The sequence below is a fragment of the Ruegeria sp. HKCCSA071 genome (assembly GCF_017872555.1).
GTDB lineage: Bacteria > Pseudomonadota > Alphaproteobacteria > Rhodobacterales > Rhodobacteraceae > Ruegeria.
Genome location: NZ_JAEDOX010000020.1, coordinates 1 through 20937, shown reverse-complemented (window position 1 = coordinate 20937; position 20937 = coordinate 1). Strand labels below are relative to the sequence as shown.

The following is a 20937-nucleotide window of genomic DNA, read 5'->3' as shown; positions in this document are numbered from 1 at the left end:
AGTCACGGGAGATTTGGCCTGCCCCGCGGGGAAACCATCTTAGGCTTGTCTGAAACATCATACGTTCACAAAACACAAAGGTGCCGCTTTTCATGAGCCAATTTTCGGAAAATCTTCTGAACCAGATCCGCGACCGTTTTGCCCAGATCGATCACTGCCCCGAACAGGGCGAGCGGATATTTTTCGAAAACGCCGGTGGGGCTTTGACACTGAAATCCGTGCTGGACAGCTCGGCGCGTCATGCCGCAATCCCCGACAATCAGGGGCGCGACAATCCGGGGTCTCATGCGCTGGTTGCCACGATCAACGCGGCCAAGGCCGATATGCGGGATTTCATGAATGCACCCGGTGGTCAGTTCTTTGTCGGTGAAAGCGGCACCGAGCTTCTGTTCCGGCTGATCATGAACGCCTGTCTGGGAACCGGTCCGGGGATTGTGCTGGGATCGACACTGGAACACCCTGCCACACGCTCAGCCTGTGATCGCTGGGCCCGCATTGCCGGGCAGACCCATGTGCTGGTGCCCCATGATGACGACACCGGCACCGTAACAGCCGGGGCCTATGCCGCAGCTGTTACCCCCAACACCAAAGTGGCGACAATCCTGCACACCTCACCGGTGACGGGCATGGGCGTCGATGTGGCCGCTGTTTCGCAGGCTATTCGCGCCGTGGCGCCAGACTGTTTCATCATTGTCGATGGCATCCAGCACGCCGCCCATGGCCAGATTGACCTGAGCGCATATGACGTCGACGGCTACGTGATCTCGCCCTACAAGGTGTTTTCGCGCCATGGCTACGGCGTGGCGTGGATTTCCGACCGGCTGACGCGGCTCGAACACAATGCCCTGTTGGACGGCCCGGCAGATAACTGGGAAATGGGCACGCGCGACACCGGGGCTTATGCGACCATGTCCGACGTTGTGTCTTATTTCGAATGGCTCGGCAGTCAGGTCAGCGACGCCACCGACCGGCGTGCCAGATTTCTGGCAGCGGGCGAAGCCATCCACGCGCAGGAAAAGGCGCTGACCGACGCGATGATCCACGGCACCGGCAACCTGAGCGGTCTGGCCGAGATGGAGAAGGTCACCATTCTGGGCGGTGCCGACAATCCCGCACGCGAAGGGCTGGTGTCGCTTCGCGTTCAGGGTGTGGCCTCGGCAGATGTCGTCAAACGGCTGAACGATGAAGGTATTCGCACCCATTTGCGCAAAGCCGACCATTACTCTGGCAACATATTGACACCGCTGGGTTATGACGCCTGCGTCCGGGTCTCGATGTGCCACTACAACTCAATCGGCGAAATCGCCAGATTTCTGGCTGCCATGAAAGAAATCGCCACCTGAGCTACGGCGGACCAAGGGACATGCACTCATGAAAACTCATGCACAAGCTGTCGTGATCGGAGGGGGCCTTGCGGGCTGTTCGATCCTGTACCATCTGGCCAAGCTTGGCTGGACCGACGTTGTCCTGCTGGAACGGAATGAGTTGACCTCCGGCTCGACCTGGCACGCAGCGGCGAATATCCACGGGTTGCACGACAACAACAACATCACCCGTATCCAGCATTATACGATGAATCTGTATAAACAGCTGGAACAGGAAACCGGCCAAAGCTGCGGCGTATTCCAGCCCGGCTCGCTCTATCTGGCCCAGACCGAAGAGCGTGAGCAGCAGTTGCGCCTGCAAGAGGCGAAAGCCCGGTTCTATGGTCTGAACTTCTACGAAGTCAGCCGTGAAGAAGCCAAGGAACTGCATCCGCTGGCGCAGTTCGATGACATCCGCTGCATCATGTACGAACCCGATGGCGGCAATGTCGACCCGTCGGGCGTGCCGCATGCCTATGCCGCCGGGGCCCGTGCGATGGGGGCCACTATTGAACGGTTCTGCCCGGTGACAGCGACCGAAAAACAGCCCGACGGCAGCTGGATCGTGCGCACGCCCAAAGGCGACATTCACACGCAATGGGTTGTCAACGCCGCCGGTCTCTGGGGCCGCGAGGTAGCGGCGCTGGCGGGTCTGACCCTGCCGCTGCAACCGACCGAGCATCAGTATTTCGTGACCGAAAGCATCGACGAGGTCGCCAGTCTGGGCCGTCGTTTGCCCTCGATCGCTGACCGCGACGGCGAATATTACTTCCGGCAGGAAGGCAACGGCCTTCTGATCGGGGCCTATGAGAAAGATATGAAGTTCTGGGCCGAGGACGGCACGCCGCTCGACTTCGCGCATGATTTGTTCCCCGACGATCTGGACCGGATCATGGAAAACGTCATCCGCGCCACCGAACGCGTGCCAGTTGCGGCCACTGCCGGGGTGAAACGCGTGATCAACGGCCCGATGATCTGGTCGCCCGACGCCAACATGCTCTGGGGGCCGGTGCCCGAGCTGAAGAACTATTTCCTCTGCGGCGGTCTGATCCCCGGCTTCTCGCAATCCGGGGGCTTGGGTCTGCTGGCGGCGCAATGGATGATCGAGGGCGAGCCGCAATACGACATGTTCGCCTGGGATCTGGCCCGGTTTGGCGACTGGGCCGACAAGAAATTCACCAAGGCCCGCGTTCGGGATGCCTACACCCACCGCTTCAAGATCCATTTCCCCAACGAGGAACGCAGCGCAGGCCGCCCGGCCCGTATACGCCCCGCCTATGAGATGCAGAAGCGGATGGGCTGTGTCTTTGGCCTCAATTGCGGCTGGGAACATCCGCTCTGGTTCGCCGATGAACCCGAGGTGGAAGAGACCACCGGTTTTACCCGCCAGAACTGGTGGGAGCCCGTAGGCCGTGAGGTGCAGATGCTGCGCGACAGCGTGGGCGTGATCGATATCTCGAACTTCGCCAATTACGTGATCAAGGGCACCGGTGCCCTTGACTGGCTGGACCGTCTGGTGGCCAATCGGGTGCCCACCGAAGTGGGGCGCAGCTGCCTGACGCCGCTGATCTCGGTACGCGGTGGCGTGGCGGGTGATTTCACCATCACCAAGCTGGCCAAGGATGAATACATGATGATCGGGTCGGGCATGGCCGAACGCTATCATCAGCGCTTCTTTCAAATGGTGGAAATGCCCGAGGGCACAACTCTTGAAGTCGCCACCGACCGCATCGCAGGGTTCAACATTGCAGGCCCCGGGTCACGCGAAGCGCTGGCACGCCTGACCAATGCCGATCTGTCGAACGAGGCGTTCCGCTTCATGCGGTCGCGAAAGATCACCGTTGCAGGTGTTGATTGCGTGGCCATACGGGTCAGCTTTACCGGCGATCTGGGCTGGGAACTGCACTGCGCCGAAACCGATCAGGTCGCGCTTTACTCTGCATTGCTTGCAGCCGCCAAAGACTACGGTGGCGGCCCTGTGGGTGGGCGGGCGCTTGGGTCGCTTCGGATCGAAAAGGGCTATGGCTCGTGGGGGCGAGAGTATTCTCAGGAATACTGGCCGCAAGAGGTCGGGCTGGCGGGTCTGATCAAACTGGACAAGGATTTCCTGCACAAAGACGCCTATCTGTCCGTCAAGGACAACCCCGCGCGCGAGGTGCTGTCCGTCTTCGAACTGGATGTGACCGAAAATGCCGACGCAACCGGGGGCGAGCCGATCTTTACCCCCAATGGCACGCCCGTGGGCCGTGTCACGTCGGGGGCGTTCGGCTATTCGGTCGGGAAATCGCTGGCGCTGGGGTTCCGCAACCCAAACACGGCACAGCCGGGCGATGAGGTGGTCATTCAGGTCATCGGCAAACCGCACAAGGCGCGCGTACTGGCCGAGGCACCGTTCGACCCGTCGGGTGCCAGGCTGCGGTGTTGACGCTCAAATCCTGTCTACAGGCAAGCAAGGCCAATAAGACGCTCCAAAAGATGCCTCGTCCCGGCACTTCAGGCGACTTCATCTTTTTCCAAATACTCCCGCCGGAGGCGTCCGAACTCACCCACCAGCGCATTGCGGGCGCCACTCTTGTGCCACCGGCTCACAAATGCGCAGGCAGTCCACTGCGCGTGCGGCGATCTGGGACACGATATCCATCAGGGTGTCGGGCTTCAGATAAAACGCAGGAACCGGGGGCAGGATGATGGCCCCCATTTCTGCCGCCGCCGTCATGTTGCGTAAATGGGCCAGCGTCAGCGGCGCTTCACGTGTCAGTAAAACCAACGGCCTGCGTTCCTTGAGCTGAACACTGGCGGCGCGCGTCAGCAGGTTATCGTCCAGCCCATGCGCAATCGCGGCAAGCGTTCGCATGGAGCAGGGCGCAACGATCATGCCGGATACTGGAACCGACCCGGACGCAATGCTGGCACCGATATCAGCGCTCGGGTGATGCCGCGTCGTCAGTTGCCGCAGGTTTGGCAAAGCGTCCGGGCCGCATTCCTGCGCAAGTGTCCGCATCCCGGCTGCGCTGACCACAAGATCGGTCTCGATATCCGATGACGCCAGACACCGGGCCACGGCAAGGCTCAACGCCGCGCCTGACGCACCGGATACCCCCAAAACAACACGGGCGTTTGTCATGCTCTCAGCTCCGGTATCAATCGGTTTACAAGGTCTTCCGCAAAGGCGTGATCACCATCCGCAGTGCGCATGACCGTCCCCCATTCCCGCAGCGTTTCACTGCCCAGTTTCGTCGTGGCGTCGATGCCGATTTTTCCGGCCAGACCGGGTTCGGGCGATGCAAAATCCAGACAATCCATAGGTGTCCTGTCCAGCACCATCACATCCCGGCCCGGGTCCATGCGTGTGGCAAGCGCCCAGGCAATATCCCCCCAGTTTTGGGGGTCGATATCGGCATCGATTGCGATGATCATTTTCGTATAGCTGAATTGCGGCAGCATTCCCCACAGGGCCATCATCACGCGACGGGCCTGCCCCGGATACCGTTTGTCGATGGCAACGATTGCGATGCGATAGGAACAGGCAGCGGGCGGCAGCCAAAGATCGTGGATTTCGGGGATTTGCGCGCGGATGGTCGGCAGGGCCAGGCGGTTGAACACCTCGCCAATGATCGACGGCTCGTCCGGTGGCCGCCCGGTATAGGTGGAAAGATACAGCGGCGCGTCCCGATGGGTGACAGCGCTGACCTGCATCACCGGAAAGGGCTCAGCCGGGTTGTAGTAGCCGGTGTGATCCCCAAAAGGCCCCTCGGGGGCGGTTTCGCTTGGTGAAACCCAACCTTCCAGAACAATCTCGGCATCAGCAGGGACCAGCAGGGGGATGGTTCTGGCCGGGATCAGATGTGGGCGCTTCTGGTTCAGGGCACCGGCAAATGTCAGCTCGGATACCGCCTCTGGCAAGGGCAAGGCCGCCGACAACAGCGTCGCGGGGTTTGCGCCCAGCACAATGGCGACGGGCATCTTTTCGGCGCACCTCGCCCAGCTTCGGTGATGCGCCGCGCCGCCGCGATGAGGCAGCCAGCGCATGATGACACGGTTCCGGTCGAGCACCTGAATGCGGTAAACCCCCGCGTTATAGCCTTGCGCCCCGTTGGGATCGCTGCCGTAGGGCCGGGTAAGGACCACGGGCCATGTGATCAACGGCCCCACATCACCGGGCCAGTGGGTCTGGACCGGCAGTGCGGTCAGGTCCACATCCGCCCCGCTGTGGCAGTGGCTTTGAACCGGGGCAGTTCTGACCAGTTTCGGTCGGGTCGACAGGGCCGCCTTCAGCATCGGCCATCTGGCCAGCGCGTCCCGCACCCCGTCCGGCGGCGTCGGGGCTCGCAGCGCGGCCAGAAAGGCCCCCAGATCGTCCAGCCCGTTGGGTGTGACACCCAGCCCGGCGGCAACCCGCTCTGCCGTTCCGACCAGGTTGACGACGACCGGGGTATCGAGCCGATCAGTGGACACGTCTGTCGGGTGGTCAAATTGCAGAACCGGTCCGCCCGCCTCAAGCACGGCGCGGTGAACAGCGGTCATCTGGTGGCGTACGGAAACCGGATCAGGGATGCGCCTGAACTGTCCGGTGTCCTCGCACCATTTCAGAAAATGCCGAAGGCTGGGATATTGCGGCAGGGTGCGAATGGGGCTGCTCCGACAGTGGTTTCCACCCTCTAGCAACGAAAGCGAGGGGTCGAATTGACAACCGTCAAGTCACCCCTGTTGCGATCGCCCTAGGAAGGCATCCAAGGTCACAACGTTGAGACAGCAGGAGGTCTCATTGCCCGTTCCTGAGAACCCGATACCGCGCTGCCCGGCGGCTTTGGCGGCCACGCTTAGGATAGCGCCGCTTGCCCCCTTGTCACTGTCGCTGACGGTCTTCACGCGCCAGTTGGCAAAGAAAAACCCGGAAATGTTTCAACGGCTTGGCCCATACGGAAGATCAGTTTTCGTTCTTGATCCGACCGATCTGCCTGTTGTCCTGCTGCTGGATCCGAATGGCGGTGCCCCAAAGGTGACACTGACCCGGCGCAGCGGGACAGGGGTTGCGCGTGTTTCCGGCCCTCTGGCGGCCCTTCTTGGGCTGGTTCACGGCGCATTTGACGGCGATGCGCTGTTCTTCTCACGTGATCTGGTGATCGAGGGCGATACGGCTGCGGCGCTGGCCCTGCGCAATGCAATCGACGACGCGGAACTGGACCTCGCGCACGAGGCCGCAACCCTCTCCGGCCCGCTTGCGCGCCCGCTCAAGCAGCTCATCACTTTGGTGGAGCGTCGAACCGGCCTGTACCTGACCCGACCGGAAGATGCTGTACTATGGTGATGGAAATCGTCTGCCCGGCAGGAACGCCCGCCGCCTTGCGCGCAGCCGTCAAGGCCGGGGCGCATACAGTCTATTGCGGCTTCAATGATGAAACCAATGCCCGCAACTTCCCCGGCCTGAATTTCGACCGGGCCGAAATGCGCGCGGGCGTTGCCTTTGCCCATGACCACGGGGCCAAGGTACTGGTTGCGATCAACACGTTTCCCCGCGCCGGCAGCGAAGCAATCTGGCACCGCGCGGTGGCCGATGCGGAAACCTGCGGCGCGGATGCCGTGATCCTCGCCGATATAGGGTTGCTGGATTATGCCGCGTGCAGTCATCCGGGGCTGCGCAGGCACCTGTCCGTGCAGGCCGCAGCCGCCAATGCCGATGTGATCAACTTCTATGCCGAAACCTTCGACGTCAAACGCGTGGTCCTGCCGCGCGTGCTGTCGGTTCCCGAAATCGCCGCCATCAACGCCGAAACAGAAGTCGAGACCGAGGTTTTTGTGTTCGGCGGGCTTTGCGTGATGGCCGAAGGCCGTTGTTCGCTGTCCTCTTATGCCACCGGGCTGTCTCCGAATATGAACGGCGTGTGCTCGCCCGCCAGCCATGTCGAATACCAGAACGATCAGGGCGCGTTGAACACGCGCCTGGGTGGCTACCTGATCCACCGGGTCGAACGAAACCAGCCCGCACCCTATCCGACCTTGTGCAAAGGGTGCTTTTCCGCAGGTGAAAAGACGGGCCACCTGTTCGAAGACCCGGTCAGCCTGAACGCGGAGCGGCTGATCCCGCAATTGCAGAAGGCCGGTGTCACCGCGCTGAAGATCGAAGGGCGCCAGCGCTCGAAATCCTACGTTGCGCAGGTGGTTCGGAACTTCCGTGCCGCTGTCGACGCGCTTGAGGCCGGGCGCCCTCTGCCCGAGGGGATGTTGGCCCGTTTGTCCGAAGGGCAGGCCATGACAACCGGCGCATACAAAAAGACCTGGAGATAGCGTGATGGAACTGACCGTTGGCCCCAACCAGTTTTTCTGGCCCGCCGAGAACTGGATGTCTTTTTATGGGGATCTGGCCCATGCCTCCGTCGATCGCATCGTGCTGGGTGAGCTGGTTTGTTCCAAGCGCCTGCCGTTTTATCAGGACCGGATCCCCGACGCGATTACCCGACTGGTTGAGGCTGGCAAACAGGTTGCGCTGACCAGTCTTGCTCTGGTGACGCTCAAGCGTGAACGCAAGCTGACCGCCGATCTGGCGGATCTGGGGGTCACGGTCGAGATCAACGACCTGACCGCGCTGGCGCATCTGCCCCAGAACACGGCTTTCGATGTCGGACCCCTGATCAATGTCTATAACGAAGGCACATTGGCATGGCTGGTGTCACGTGGCGCGCGCCGCATTTGCCTGCCACCGGAACTGCCAATCGCCTCGGTCAGGGTTCTGGCACAAGCCGCCGCCAGTCTGGGTGTCGCAGTCGAGGTTTGGGGCCATGGTCGCCTGCCATTGGCCATCTCCGGCCGGTGTTACCACGCGCGCCTGCATGGGCGCAGCAAAGACAACTGCCAGTTTGCCTGTGAAAACGATCCCGACGGGCTGGATGTGCTGACCGGGGATGGACAGCCGTTCATGGCCATGAACGGCGTGCAGACCCTGTCAGACAGCTATGCCTGCACGGATCACCAGATCGAGTTGCTGCAAAGCGCGGGCGTCTCGGCCCTGCGCCTGTCGCCGCAATCTCAGGGGTTCCCAAGGCTTTGCGCGCTCTACCGTCAGCGGCTGGATGGGCAACTTGACCGGGGCGATCTGGAACATGCGCTGCGCGCCGCCGATCCCGGTATAAGGCTAAGCGATGGGTTCCTGACCGGCGAATCCGGTGCTGAATGGTCGGGTTCGGCATGCGCGCCCATAGAAGCTGCACGCTGATCATTCCGGAAAAGACTGGCATCCGAACCCGAATTTTCAGCACGACCTGAACAGCGAACCTGAAAATCCAAGGATCGACCCGCGCATTCAGGTGGGCACTGGCAGACGTTGCCGCACCAGTTCGGCCCACAGATTTGCCCCCAATGGCAGCAGCGCGTCGTTGAAATCATAATCGTCCGCGTGCAGGGGGCGGCCATTCGACCCCTCGGCTCCATTGCCGATCAGCAGAAAACACCCCGGAACCGCAGCCGCAAATTCTGCGAAATCCTCGGAAAACGACATGGCGATCCGGTCGCCGTCAACCTCCAGACCCAGCGTTTTTGCAGCTGAAACCACATGGGTTGCGGCATCGGCATCGTTGATTGCCTCGATGAATTCGGCCCGGAAATCCACCGTCACCGCGACACCGTGGCTTTCCGCTACGCCCGCCGCGATCTGCCGCATGTGGTGTTCAATCCGCTCGCGGTCCTCGGGCGACATCGCCCGTGCGTCCCCTTTCAACACCGTTCGACCCGGCAGGACGTTGCGCTGCCCATCGGTGATGAACTCGGTCACGGAAACGACCGCGCCAGACGACGGGGCAAGCTTACGCGAAACGATGGTTTGCAAAGCCAGAACAAGCTCTGCTGCGGGCGTGATTGTCTCGCGCCCGACATGGGGCATCGAGGCATGGCCGCCCTGACCGGTGATGGTGATCTTGAACAGGCTTTCGCTGCAACAAATGACACCGGCACGGGTTGAAACCCGCCCAACGGGTTCACCCGGCAGATTGTGAGCGCCATAGACTTCGTCAATCGGGAAATCCCGCAGGACGCCTTCCTCAATCATCGCTCGTGCGCCCAGCCCGTGCTCCTCATTGGGCTGGAACAGGAAGACAACGGTGCCGTCAAAATCCTGATCCCTGGCCAAAAGCTCGGCCGCGCCCAGCAGCATCGTCGTATGGCCGTCATGGCCGCAGGCATGCATCACGCCCGGGTTCTGAGATTTGTAGGCAAAGCTGTTGACCTCAGTGATGGGCAGCGCGTCGAAATCCGCGCGCAAACCGATGGATCGGTTGCCATGACCCGCTCGCAGAACACCAACAACGCCGACACCCTCATGCACCTCGATGCCAAGGTTTCTCAGGTGATCGGCGATCCGGGCCTTGGTCCAGTCCTCCTGAAAGCCAAGCTCGGGGTTGCGGTGAAACTCATGCCGCAGGGCGCGCAGGTTTTCGGAAAAACTCGTCATGGCTACACTCCTTCGTCCTTCTTCCTTGTGCCATTGCTACAGGGTTTTGCAATCCCGCAAAAAGATCGGTTCCGATTGATTCACGTTGCCCCCGGATGAGCGCCCTGAACAGTTTCGATCCTGCGAGCGGCCCACCAACCCGCGCACCGCAAGACGGGCAGGTCTGTAAACCATTCTGCGCCTACATCCCGTTGCGGGGGATGACAAAAGACCGTTCTTCCTCAAAGATCAGATCGGCACCCGACCACGCCTTTAGGCGAGCGGTCAGGTGAAATTCGGTCGCTGTCGCCCTTTGTTCGGAATGGGTCCAGATCTTGGCTGACCACCCTTCGCGGTCGAAACCGGCGGTTTGCTCCATTGTGGCCACTGCCGACAATGGAGCACCCGGCTGGATGGTATAGCGTCGATCCGACATATCGCTCAGCACCGTGCCGGTATCGTCAAGGCGAATATCGCCCACCGGCCCAAAGACACCGCCGTCAAGGAAATACCTGTGTGTCACCCCGCCATTGGTCAGATCGGTGTGGACCGAACGCTCCATCGACCCGGAGCGGACGTTTGTCTTCCGCGGGGCGACGTCGGGACGCTGAGGTTCTGGCAGAGGGCGTGGGGCTGGCGCGTCATCTCGCTGGCTGCGCACGGGCAGGATCAGCCGCGATGTGCCGGGCCGGATCGTCAGCGTAACCGGCTCGGGCGCTGGCCACAGAACCGGCCAATAGGCAGACGCGATTTGCAGAACGATGCGATGACCCGCCAACACCCGATAACCGGTTCCATAAAGCGGGACAGTCACGTGCATATCTTCGCCCGGTGTGATCGGCACCGGTTCAGTGTCGCTGATCCGGTGCGTCAGGTTGCAGAACCCGCGTGCAATCAATGTCTGCGCGCCATCCGGGGCCTCATCCACCAGCAAGGCCGCAACGAAACCCTGCGTCCGATCGGCAGAAACAGTCAGGTCAACCGAGGGTTGGCCAAGAATATCAACGGGCTTTTCCAAGGGCTCTGCTTTGAATTGCAGCGCCCCTGCGGCTTCGATCCGGCAATCTGCGGCCATATCTCCGGGTATTGCAAAAGAACACATGTCGCCCGCTGCGGCCCCGAAATTCTGTGGCGAACAAACCGCCATCACCCCGCCCGACCCGGCGGAGGCGTCCAGCGTTCCGTCATTCAGCCACAAGGGCTGGTCTTGGACATTTGGCGATGGCCAGCTCGGCTCCTCGATCCACCGCCCTTCGCGGTGCACATGTGTCCCGGACGGGGCGGCACTGTCTTGCAGGAAAAACCTCAAGGGCAGCTCGTCCATCAGGCCGGTGTCGATCCCCTTCAGCCAATGGTCCCAGAACCGGATCACCTCGCCGACGAAATCGACCCGGGGCCCCGGCACCCCTTCTTGCGGATACAGATGCGCCCAGGGGCCCATCAGGATCTTGACCGGCCCGCTCAGGTGTTCCGCGATGCGGAACGGCGTGTCGCGATACAGGTCCATCCATCCGCCAAAGAAATACACCGGCACATCGACATCCGCATAGTTTTCGCAGATCGAGCCGCGCCGCCACATGTCGTCATGGGTCTGATGTTCCAGCCACATGGCGGGCCAGAATTCGACCCCCTCCAACCGTGCGCGCCACATGTCGATCCAGCGATCCGCGCCCACGATCTCGGGGTCGGGCGGCATGGCATTGTACAGCTGCATGATCGAGCCCCACCAGAAATTGTCATTGGCCAGACAGCCGCCGTAAAAGTGAATATCCTCGCGCCAGCGGTCATCCGTTCCCATCACCGGCGCAATCGCCTTCAGCGCTGGTGGGCGGGTCGCGGCCACCTGAAAGGCGTTATACGCCCCCCAGCTTTTTCCGAACATTCCGACATTTCCGTCGCACCAGTCCTGAGCTGCAATCCACTGGATGATGTCGTGCCCATCCTGAATCTCCTGATGCGAATACTCATCCTCGGGGATCCCGTCGCTGTCACCATAACCGCGGATATCCACCCGGATCGACGCATAGCCTGCTGCGGCGAAATGCGGATGCATGCTTTCATCCCGCATCCGGGTGCGATCCCGGCGGCGATAGGGAATGTATTCCAGAACACAGGGAACAGGCGTTGTTCGGGCCGAGCGGGGCAGCCAAAGCCGTGCCGCAAGCCTTGCGCCGTCCGGCATGGGGATCCAAACGGTTTCGATGACCTCTGTGTTGCTCATGTCCGGTCCTTTGACTGACTGTCAGGTGAAAAGCTGTTTGTGGTGTGCTTGGCCGAGGTGTGCTTCAATGATCTCACCACCGAAGCCCCAAGCGCAGCGCATCATAAATGGCGGCATGCGTGTTGCGTGATGAAACGGCATCGCCGATCCGGTACAGATCAAACCCCGCCTCTGGGACGGATTGCGGAAACACGGGGCCGGACCCGCCGACCAGCGCTTCATAGTCCACGGCGCCCAGGTTGCGCGACAGCGGTTTCAGATCGAAGTACAAATCATCCAGTGGTAAAATACCCTGATTGACAACCACCTGATCATACAGGCGCTTTTCTGTCAGGTCCGAGTAATCCGTTCCAATGGCTGCCTCCAGCTGGTTGCCTGACCGCACCAGTGATTTCAGCGTCCGGGCGACTGTGAACACGGCCCCGGTCTTTTGCAGGGCCCGCATGTAGGGCACCAGGTTCATCCCCATGATTTCGGGGGCAAAACTGCGGTCGCGGGTCATGATTTCTACCCGCCCCCCTGCCTGCGCGATAGCCTCAGCCGCCATCAGGGCCGGGTGATCCCCCGCATCGTCATAGATAAGGACATTGTCGCCGGGGCGCACATCACCGGTCAGGATATCCCAGGCAGTAACCGCCAGATCGTTACCCGTTTCCAGAACCGTCACCTCGGGCAACCCGCCGGTTGCGATCACCACCATGTCCGGCGCAAGCGCGGTTACAGCATCGGCGTCCGCAAAGGTGTTGAACCGAAATGTCACGTCGCGCGCCGCGCATTGGGCCATGCGCCAGTCGATGATCCCGATCATCTCGGCCCGACGTCGGGATTGCGCGGTCAGCCGCACCTGACCGCCGGGTTCGGGGGCGGCCTCAAGAACGGTGACGTCATGCCCGCGCTCGGCCGCGACCCGCGCGGCCTCAAGCCCGCCGGGGCCTGCGCCCACAATCACCGCGCGGCGGCGCGTTTCAGCGGCGGGGATCACATGCGGCATCGACAACTCGCGCCCGGTGGCCGGGTTGTGGATGCACAGCGCCTCACCGGCCTGATAAATGCGGTCAAGGCAGTAGGTGGCACCGACGCAAGGCCGGATATCCTCTTCCCGTCTGGCCCGGATTTTGGCAACGATCATCGGATCGGCCATATGCGCGCGCGTCATGCCGACCATGTCCAGCAGGCCCGAGGCCACCGCATGCCGCGCCGTTGCCACATCGGGAATGCGCGCGGCGTGAAAGGTCGGCATCCCAACCTCGGCCCGCACCCGCCCGGCAAAATCCAGATGGGGTGCGCTTTTCATTCCCTGAACCGGGATCACATCCGTCATGGCCGGGTCGGTATGAATACGCCCGCGAATGATGTTCAGGAAATCGACCTGACCACTGTCGCGCAGCCTTCGGGCAATCTCCAACCCTTCCGCTTCGGTGATGCCGCCCTTTTCCACCTCATCGGCGGTATAACGGACCCCTATGATGAAATCGCGCCCGACGCGGTCGCGGATTGCATCCAGAACCATGAAGCCAAAGCGCAACCGGTTGTCCAGATTGCCCCCAAAAGGCGCATCCATCCGATTAGTCATCGGCGACCAGAACTGATCGATCAGATGGCCGTAGGCCTGCAATTCAATTCCATCCAGCCCGGCGGCCTGCATCCGTTCGGCAGCATCGGCGTAATCGGATACGATCCGCGCAATGTCGAAATCTTCCATCTTCTTGGCAAAGGCCCGGTGTGCCGGTTCCCGGTCGTGCGACGGCGACAGGGACGGCAGCCAGTCACCCTTGTTCCAGCCCGTGCGCCGCCCCAGATGGGTCAGCTGGATCATCACCGCACAGCCATGGGCATGGCAGGCATCCGTCAGGTCCGCCATCCAGCGGACCACCTCGTCCTTGTAAGCCAGGATATTGTTGAACGCAGGCGGGCTGTCGCGGCTGACAACGGCCGACCCCGCCGTCATGGTCATCGCAACCCCCGCTTTGGCGCGCACCTCGTGATAGGCACGATAGCGTTCCGTCGGCATCCCATCTTCGGGATAGGCGGGTTCGTGACTGGTCGTCATGATCCGGTTTTTCAGCGTCAGGTGCTTTAGCTGATAAGGTTGCAGCAAGGCATCGCGGCTCATGGTAGCGCCTCGTGATCGGTTTGAGTGCGCAAGGCGGCAACAGGGTCGGATGACATGCGGCTCTCCGGTTGACTGGGGGCAAGAGGTGAGGGTCTTTGCCGATTGAAATCAAACTGGAATTGCCAAGTCAAATTTGTTTTCAATCGGACGTTTTCGACCCATTTTCCTCATGCCTTTCGCCGTAGTGGACAGGACAAGCGCGGCCGCGCGCCCCCGGCTGGCGCATGTCATCGGTTAATAAACGGGGTGCCCTTGCGCAAACATGCGACAAGGCCGGGCTCAGGGCGCCTCGGAATGGACGCTCAGCAGGGTTTCCAGAAACAGCTTGGCCGCGCGCGTCGGATCCGGCTGTTTCCGTGTCACCGCCGCAAAGCGCGTTCTGTATTTGATGTCCTGCGGCATCACCTGCCTCATAAGCCCCTTATCAACAAATTCCTGCGCCAGATGGTCCGGAAGAAAGCCCAGATAGCTGCCTGACAGAATAAGTGTTGCAAGGGCCTGCTCGTTCTGCACTTTGGCGGCGCGCCGAAACCCCAGTTGCTGGCCATAAATCAGGTTGGGTGAGTTCACGTTCAGACCCGCATAGTTGTATGCCTGAATGTCCCGCAAACTCAGTATGTCGGCGGCTTGGCTGAACAACGGATTGGCCTGCCCGCAATACAGAAACATGTTTTCCCCATAAAGTGGCGCATAATGCAGGCTTGCCGAGGGGCGGTGCAGGGCGATGATCCCGACATCCAGCTGCCCGCTGATAACCATGGTCTCAATGACGTTGGGCGGTTCGATTGACAACTCGATCTGGATGGCAGGGGCGGCTTCGTTGAACCTGTGAATGGCGCGGGCAAGGCGCGCTTCGGGGTTCGTGGTACACTGATCGAACAGCGCCACGCGGATACTTCCTGCCAGTTGTTGCTTGATTTCGTTGACTTCGGTTCTGAATTGCGAAACCGAAATCAGCAGGTCTTCTGTCGCGGCCAGCACTTTCTCGCCGTCTTCAGTCAGGGAAAAACCCGCCGGGCCACGGTTGCACAGCTTCAAATCCAGCCGAAGCTCCAGATCCGATATGTGTTTCGAGATTGTTGATTTCCCGATGTTGAGCTCATTTTCCGCCGCTGAAAACCCGCCGCTTTCCGCAACGGTTTTGAAAACCCGAAGAAGGCGGATGTCCGTATCCCCAATGCGGGTGGCCAGTGGGTTCTGCCTCATATTAAAAGTTCGACATTTGTGAAACCTTTCGCGCAAATATTAACAACGACGAAACCATGTTGGCAAGATAGCCTCTTGTGGCCGAGGCAGAATCGGACTGGCCACTTTCTCCCCAGGCCATCGCGCACCTCGAAACACGACAAATGGGAGGACATCCATGTCATTTATCAAAAAGCTTGGCACCATCAGCGCCGCCGTTTCTGTTGCTGCACTGATGGTTGCGGGCGCGGCTGATGCGAAGAACTTCAAGATCGCGGTGGGCGATAGCGCAGGAAGCGCACAGGAAGCTCTGGGCATCGCTTTCGTCAAGGCGCTGGAAGAGAAATCGGGCGGTGCCCACACCGCAACGCTGTTTCTGAACGGTCAGCTGGGGTCCGAACAGGACACAGTGAACGAGGCGGCGATCGGCACGCTGGATATGTCGCTGCTGGCGATCAACAACATCACGCCTTTTTCGCCTTCGGTCGGTGTTTTCACGCTGCCTTACGTGATCCTCAGCCTGGAAGATGCCGAAAAGCTGACCCAGGGCCCAATCGGTCAGGAACTGGTCGAAAACACCATCCGTGATGCCGGCGTGCGCATCATCGGCTGGACCTATACCGGTTTCCGCCGCCTGACCAACTCGAAAAAGCCGGTCAAATCGGTTGCTGACCTTCAGGATCTGGTCATCCGCGTTCCCAAGAACGAGATCATGATCGAAACCTACAAGGCATGGGGCATCAACCCGACGCCGATGGCATGGTCGGAAACCTTCACCGGTCTGCAAACCAAGGTGGTTGACGGGCAGGACAACCCTTACCTGACCATCAACGCGATGAAGTTTTACGAGGTTCAGGACCACGTCACCAACCTGCGTTACATCTTCTCGATTGAACCGCTGATCGTATCAGAAGCTGTCTTCCAGGATCTGTCCGCAGAAGATCAGGCAATTCTCCTTGAAGCAGGACAGGAAGCCACCCTGGCATCCGCTCAGTTCCTGCGGGATTCCGAAGCCGCCATCAAGGAAGAGCTGACCGCCAAAGGCATGGAGATCATCGATCCCGAAAACGACGAAGCCGAGTTCATCGAACTGGCGACAAGTGCCGTATGGCCCCAGTTCTACGACTCCATCGGTGGCGTCGAAAAACTGAACACCGTTCTTGAAGCCATCGGCCGCGAGCCGGTGCAGCAATAATCGCCGCAGAGCGATACCGGGAAGAGCGCCACGGCGCTCTTCTCATCTCAGGGAGGAGTGAAACCACATGTTCTGGAAATTTCTGGACAACATAGAAAGTGTCATCTGCCGGATACTCTTATCCGGCTTTGTCTGCCTTTTGTTCGTGCAGATCATCGCGCGCGAAGTCTTCGGCTTCTCGGTCAGCTGGATCGAAGAACTCTCGGTCTACATGTTCGTCTGGTTCGTCTATTTCGGTGCAAGTTACGCCGCCCTGAAAGGGGCGCATAACCGTGTGACGTTCCAGTTCAAGTTCCTGCCTGACGGGTCGATCAAATATATCGAAGCCTTTGCCGACCTCTTCTGGCTCTTCTTCAATGTCTACTTCCTCTATCTGGCGACAGACTTTGTTTTCAACAAGATGAACAAGTTCTGGAAATCCCAGACACTGGGCATCGAGATGAAATACATCTACATGGTGCTGCCCATCGCATTTGCGCTGATGACCTTCCGCATCATTCAGGTGAATTACCGCCGCCTTGTCAAAGGCGAGGACATTCACGATCCCGACCAGATCGATCTGGACGAGATCAAGGCCGCTGCCGAAGCGGCCAAAGACCACTGAGACCGGGAGGGGTAACCATGGAATCCGAAATCGTCACGGTCCTGTTTGGATCATTTCTGTTCTTGCTGCTCATTGGCGCGCCGATCACGGTGGCGCTGGGTGTCGCGTCGCTGATCTCGTTTCTCTATCTGGGCGACAACCCGATCAAATTCGTGCAGATCGCCTTTACATCCGTGGGCTCGTTCCCGCTGATGGCACTGCCAGCCTTTATCCTTGCCGGGGCCCTGATGGAGGCCGCTGGTATCTCAAAACGCCTGATCAACGTTGCCGAAAGTCTGGCCGGTCCCTTCACCGGTGGTATTTCGGCCGCAACGGTCATGGCCTGCCTGTTCTTTGGTGCCATCTCGGGCTCGGGCCCGGCAACGACCGCGGCTGTCGGGATGCTGATGATCCCGGCTATGATCAACCGCGGCTATGAGCGCGGCTATGCCTCGGCGATCACTGCGTCCTCTGGTGGCCTCGGGATTATCATTCCTCCCTCCATCCCGATGGTGATCTTCGGCATTGCCGCGCTCGGTATGGCCCCGCCGCCCGAAGCTGTCGAGAAATTCGGCACTTTCCAGTCGGTTTCGATTTCGAAACTGTTCATTGCCGGGTTCGTACCCGCCTTCCTGATCGCCACAAGCCTGCTGATCCTGAACTATTTCATGTCGAAAAAGCGTGGCTACAAAGGCGTCGCCGAGGGCTGGTCGATCCGCAATGTCGGGTGCGAGATGTATCGCGGTTTCTGGTCGCTGATGGCTCCGCTGGTGATCCTGGGCGGTATCTATACCGGCTTTTTCACCCCGACCGAGGCTGCAATCGTCGCGATCTTCTACACCCTGTTCGTGGGTGTTATCATCTATCGCGAACTGACCTGGCAGTCGCTGTTCCAGTCGCTTGAAGCCACCACATGGCTAACCGGCCGCGTTCTGCTGATCCTGTTCACAGCAACGGTGTTTGGTCGTCTGCTGGTAGAAAACCAGATCCCGGCAATCATCGCAGAAGGGATGCTCAGCTTTACCGAAAACCTCTATGTGATCTGGGCGCTGATCATCTTCTTCCTGCTCTTCGTCGGCATGTTCATGGAAACACTGGCCACCATCCTGATTCTGGTTCCGGTGATGCTGCCGGTGGCCTATTCGGTGGGTATCGACCCGATCCATTTTGGCGTGGTGATGGTCTGTACGCTGGGCATCGGGTTCCAGACGCCACCATTGGGCGAGAACCTGTTCATCGCATCCGGTATCTCGAACATCTCGATCGAACAGATCTCGTTGCGCGCGCTGCCTTTTGCGGCGGCCAACACGGTGGCGATCTTCGTTATCGCCTTCTTCCCTGAACTGTCGCTGTGGCTCCCACGGCTGTTTGGCTACTGATCTGAAAGGATGACGACATGAAACAGATGGTCACCAACATCCTGTTTGCCACCGACCTGTCCGAAAACTCGGGTCACGCCATGCGCCATGCCGCAAGCATCGCGCAGGCCACCGGGGCGGAAATTCACGTGCTGCATGTGAACGAACCCCTGTCGGAAGACGCCAAGATCACGATGGAAATATTCATCATGAACGAGGAAACCCGCAAGACCGCGATTGAGCGTCGTCACGAGATGGTGCGCAAGGTTCTGGCCGAACGGCAAGCCAAGTTCTGGGCGCAGTTCGACGGCGACGACGGGAAAATTCGCGATCAGGTCACCTCGGTCGAGGTGACTGACGGCCATCCCGCAGAAGTGATCCTGCGCCGCTCGGTCGAACTGGGTTGCGACCTGATCGTATTGGGCGCGCATGATCACGGCTTTTCGCACACCTTCCTGGGCACGGTCGCAAAACGCGTTTTGCGGCGCTCCAGGATCCCGACACTGATCGTTCCGAACCCGGACGAAATGTAACAACCCCACTGACAAGGAAGTACAAAATGAACAAAACCCTGACCGCGCAGGACCTGGCGGACACGTTCGACGCGTTCAACCGCCACGACATCGACGGCGTGATGACCCACTTCGCCGACGACTGCGTGTTCTACACCGTGGCCGGTGACGAGAAATACGGCAACAAGGTTGAAGGTGCCGAAGCCATCGCCGCCGCGTTTTCGGGCGTATGGGCAGGTATGAAAGACGCCCATTGGGATCATCACAGCCACTTTGTCCACGGTGATCGTGCCGTGTCCGAGTGGACCTTCTCGGGAACCGATGCAAACGGTATGCGGATCGAAGCTGAAGGTGCGGACCTGTTCACCGTTCGTGACGGTAAAATCGTTGTAAAACAGGCGCTTCGCAAAACGCGCCCAATGTTCAAAGCCTGATCCGCCGCCCTGCGCGCAGCCTCGGAGAAAAACAAGAATGGTGGATAACAGCATCCCGCGTCACTGGCCCAAAGCCAGCTATGACCCCAAATATGACCCGATCATTGATGCGGGTCCGGGTCACAATCGCGACCACGCGCCCACATATTGGATTGGAACGGCCGGAACACCTCCGGCCGATGACGGACCAGTGTCCAGCGATATGGATGCGGATGTGGTGGTGATCGGATCGGGGTATACCGGCCTGTCCACCGCCATCCATCTTGCCAAGGAACACGGCATTCAAGCCATTGTTTTAGAAGCAAATACCGTCTCTTGGGGCTGCTCCACCCGCAATGGCGGGCAGGCCCAGATCTCATCCGGGCGGCTCAAGCGGTCGCAATGGATCGAACGGTGGGGAACGGACGTGGCTAAGCGCATGCATGCCGAGGTCACAGAAGCGTTTCAGCTGTTCAACGAGCTGATTGCGTCGGATGATATCGATTGCGACCCGCAGCCGGGTGGCCACTACTACATCGCGCATCGCGACAAGGTCATGCCGTCTCTCAAGAAAGAGAGCAAGCTGCTCAACGATGTGTTCGGCTATGGCTCGCGCATTCTCTCTCGGGAAGAACTGCATGAAAAGCACGTACGCGATATGGAGGCCGCAGGTGCCATGTGGGAACCTGACGGGACCTGCATCCATGCGGGTAAACTGGCGTTCGGCTACGTCAACATGGCGCGCCGTCTGGGGGTGAAAATTCACACCGGCAGTCCGGTCATGGGATGGCAGACGAAAAACGGCGTGCATCACCTGCGCACACCGGGCGGCATCGTCCGCGCCAAAACGGTGGCCCTGGCAACCGCGGGCTATACCCCACCGGGCCTGAACACGCGCACAAAGCACCGCCTGATGCCTATCCTGTCCAACTCGATGGTGACACGGCCGCTGACCCAGGCCGAACTGGATGAGTGTGGCATTCAGACCAAATCACCCCTGACGGACACCCGTACCTTGCGCCATTACTATCGTTTGTTGCCCGACAACCGGGTGCAGATCGGCAGCCGCAGCGCGGTAACGGGACGGGACGCCGAGAACGAAAGACATCTGGAGCTTCTGAAAAAGGGTCTCGCCCGAAAGTTCCCGGCGCTGACGGATATCAACCTCGATTACTCGTGGTGGGGCTGGGTCGATGTCAGCCACGATATGATGCCGCGTATCTTTCAACCAGACCCGCAACAGCGCGTGTTCTACGCGATGGGATATGGTGGCAACGGCGTGATGTACTCGGCTCAGGCCGGGCGTCGTATGGCACAGCTGATCGCGGGCAAGAAAGACAAGGCCTTTGCCCTGCCGATCTTCACGTCCCCGCTGCCCAGCCATGGCATCCTGACACCCTTCCGCCGCCTCGGCCAGCGCATAGCCTATGTCGGCTATTACCTCCGAGACGAAATACTGTAATTTACCAACGCTTCGGCGTTCTGAAGATAAGGAAACACCCCTATGAAGATGACGACGGAAGAGGCCTTTGTTAAGGTTTTGCAGATGCATGGTATTGAGCATGCGTTTGGGA

General features: G+C 60.1%; 17 protein-coding genes. 11 read left to right on the top strand and 6 right to left on the bottom strand.

The window, feature by feature from the left end; genetic code table 11:
- Positions 1 to 92: 92 nt before the first annotated feature.
- Both I9188_RS19545 and I9188_RS19540 read left to right on the top strand, forming a co-directional pair.
- Positions 93 to 1343, top strand: a complete 1251-nt coding sequence (locus tag I9188_RS19545) for an aminotransferase class V-fold PLP-dependent enzyme (RefSeq protein WP_209507951.1) — start codon at positions 93 to 95, stop codon at positions 1341 to 1343.
- Positions 1344 to 1371: 28 nt separating this feature from the next.
- Positions 1372 to 3789, top strand: a complete 2418-nt coding sequence (locus I9188_RS19540) for an FAD-dependent oxidoreductase (RefSeq protein ID WP_209507949.1) — start codon at positions 1372 to 1374, stop codon at positions 3787 to 3789.
- A 117-nt stretch (positions 3790 to 3906) separates the two neighbouring features.
- Here I9188_RS19540 and I9188_RS19535 read toward each other — a convergent pair whose 3' ends face one another.
- Together I9188_RS19535 and I9188_RS19530 are read right to left on the bottom strand one after the other, a co-directional pair.
- Positions 3907 to 4488 (bottom strand): UbiX family flavin prenyltransferase, encoded by a 582-nt coding sequence (locus I9188_RS19535; RefSeq protein ID WP_209507947.1) that lies wholly within the window; start codon positions 4486 to 4488, stop codon positions 3907 to 3909.
- On the bottom strand, positions 4485 to 5993 hold the full coding sequence (locus tag I9188_RS19530; RefSeq protein ID WP_209507991.1) for a UbiD family decarboxylase: 1509 nt from the start codon (positions 5991 to 5993) through the stop codon (positions 4485 to 4487). The genes I9188_RS19535 and I9188_RS19530 overlap by 4 nt, the downstream gene beginning before the upstream one ends.
- Positions 5994 to 6129: 136 nt before the next feature.
- Between I9188_RS19530 and I9188_RS19525 the strand changes: the two genes are divergently transcribed.
- The 3 genes from I9188_RS19525 to I9188_RS19515 are packed head-to-tail and all read left to right on the top strand — an operon-like array spanning position 6130 to position 8574.
- The gene (locus I9188_RS19525) at positions 6130 to 6672 is read left to right on the top strand and encodes an SCP2 sterol-binding domain-containing protein (protein ID WP_209507945.1); all 543 of its coding nucleotides are present in this window, start codon (positions 6130 to 6132) and stop codon (positions 6670 to 6672) included.
- Positions 6672 to 7649: a peptidase U32 family protein gene (locus I9188_RS19520; RefSeq protein ID WP_209507989.1), complete on the top strand. Its 978-nt coding sequence runs from the start codon at positions 6672 to 6674 to the stop codon at positions 7647 to 7649. Before I9188_RS19525 ends, I9188_RS19520 begins: the two co-directional genes overlap by 1 nt.
- Before the next feature lie 4 nt (positions 7650 to 7653).
- On the top strand, positions 7654 to 8574 hold the full coding sequence (locus tag I9188_RS19515; protein WP_209507943.1) for a U32 family peptidase: 921 nt from the start codon (positions 7654 to 7656) through the stop codon (positions 8572 to 8574).
- 87 nt (positions 8575 to 8661) lie between these two features.
- Here I9188_RS19515 and I9188_RS19510 read toward each other — a convergent pair whose 3' ends face one another.
- The 4 genes from I9188_RS19510 to I9188_RS19495 all read right to left on the bottom strand — a co-directional run bounded on the left by I9188_RS19510 (position 8662) and on the right by I9188_RS19495 (position 15323).
- Positions 8662 to 9804 (bottom strand): amidohydrolase, encoded by a 1143-nt coding sequence (locus tag I9188_RS19510; protein ID WP_209507941.1) that lies wholly within the window; start codon positions 9802 to 9804, stop codon positions 8662 to 8664.
- 181 nt (positions 9805 to 9985) lie between these two features.
- Positions 9986 to 12004: a CocE/NonD family hydrolase gene (locus I9188_RS19505; protein ID WP_209507938.1), complete on the bottom strand. Its 2019-nt coding sequence runs from the start codon at positions 12002 to 12004 to the stop codon at positions 9986 to 9988.
- Positions 12005 to 12077: 73 nt separating this feature from the next.
- Positions 12078 to 14117, bottom strand: a complete 2040-nt coding sequence (locus I9188_RS19500; RefSeq protein ID WP_209507936.1) for an NADH:flavin oxidoreductase — start codon at positions 14115 to 14117, stop codon at positions 12078 to 12080.
- A gap of 279 nt (positions 14118 to 14396) precedes the next feature.
- Positions 14397 to 15323, bottom strand: coding sequence for a LysR family transcriptional regulator (locus I9188_RS19495; RefSeq protein WP_209507934.1), 927 nt, complete (start codon positions 15321 to 15323; stop codon positions 14397 to 14399).
- 157 nt (positions 15324 to 15480) lie between these two features.
- Between I9188_RS19495 and I9188_RS19490 the strand changes: the two genes are divergently transcribed.
- From I9188_RS19490 to I9188_RS19465, 6 genes are all read left to right on the top strand, one after another.
- Positions 15481 to 16497, top strand: a complete 1017-nt coding sequence (locus I9188_RS19490) for a TRAP transporter substrate-binding protein (protein ID WP_209507932.1) — start codon at positions 15481 to 15483, stop codon at positions 16495 to 16497.
- Positions 16498 to 16564: 67 nt separating this feature from the next.
- Positions 16565 to 17101 (top strand): TRAP transporter small permease, encoded by a 537-nt coding sequence (locus tag I9188_RS19485; RefSeq protein WP_209507931.1) that lies wholly within the window; start codon positions 16565 to 16567, stop codon positions 17099 to 17101.
- 17 nt (positions 17102 to 17118) lie between these two features.
- Positions 17119 to 18459, top strand: coding sequence for a TRAP transporter large permease (locus tag I9188_RS19480; RefSeq protein WP_209507929.1), 1341 nt, complete (start codon positions 17119 to 17121; stop codon positions 18457 to 18459).
- A gap of 17 nt (positions 18460 to 18476) precedes the next feature.
- Positions 18477 to 18971, top strand: coding sequence for a universal stress protein (locus tag I9188_RS19475; RefSeq protein ID WP_209507926.1), 495 nt, complete (start codon positions 18477 to 18479; stop codon positions 18969 to 18971).
- Between the two features lie 26 nt (positions 18972 to 18997).
- Complete coding sequence (locus I9188_RS19470; RefSeq protein WP_209507924.1) at positions 18998 to 19384, top strand: nuclear transport factor 2 family protein; 387 nt, start codon at positions 18998 to 19000, stop codon at positions 19382 to 19384.
- Positions 19385 to 19421: 37 nt separating this feature from the next.
- Complete coding sequence (locus tag I9188_RS19465; protein WP_209507922.1) at positions 19422 to 20825, top strand: FAD-binding oxidoreductase; 1404 nt, start codon at positions 19422 to 19424, stop codon at positions 20823 to 20825.
- Positions 20826 to 20937 lie beyond the last annotated feature (112 nt).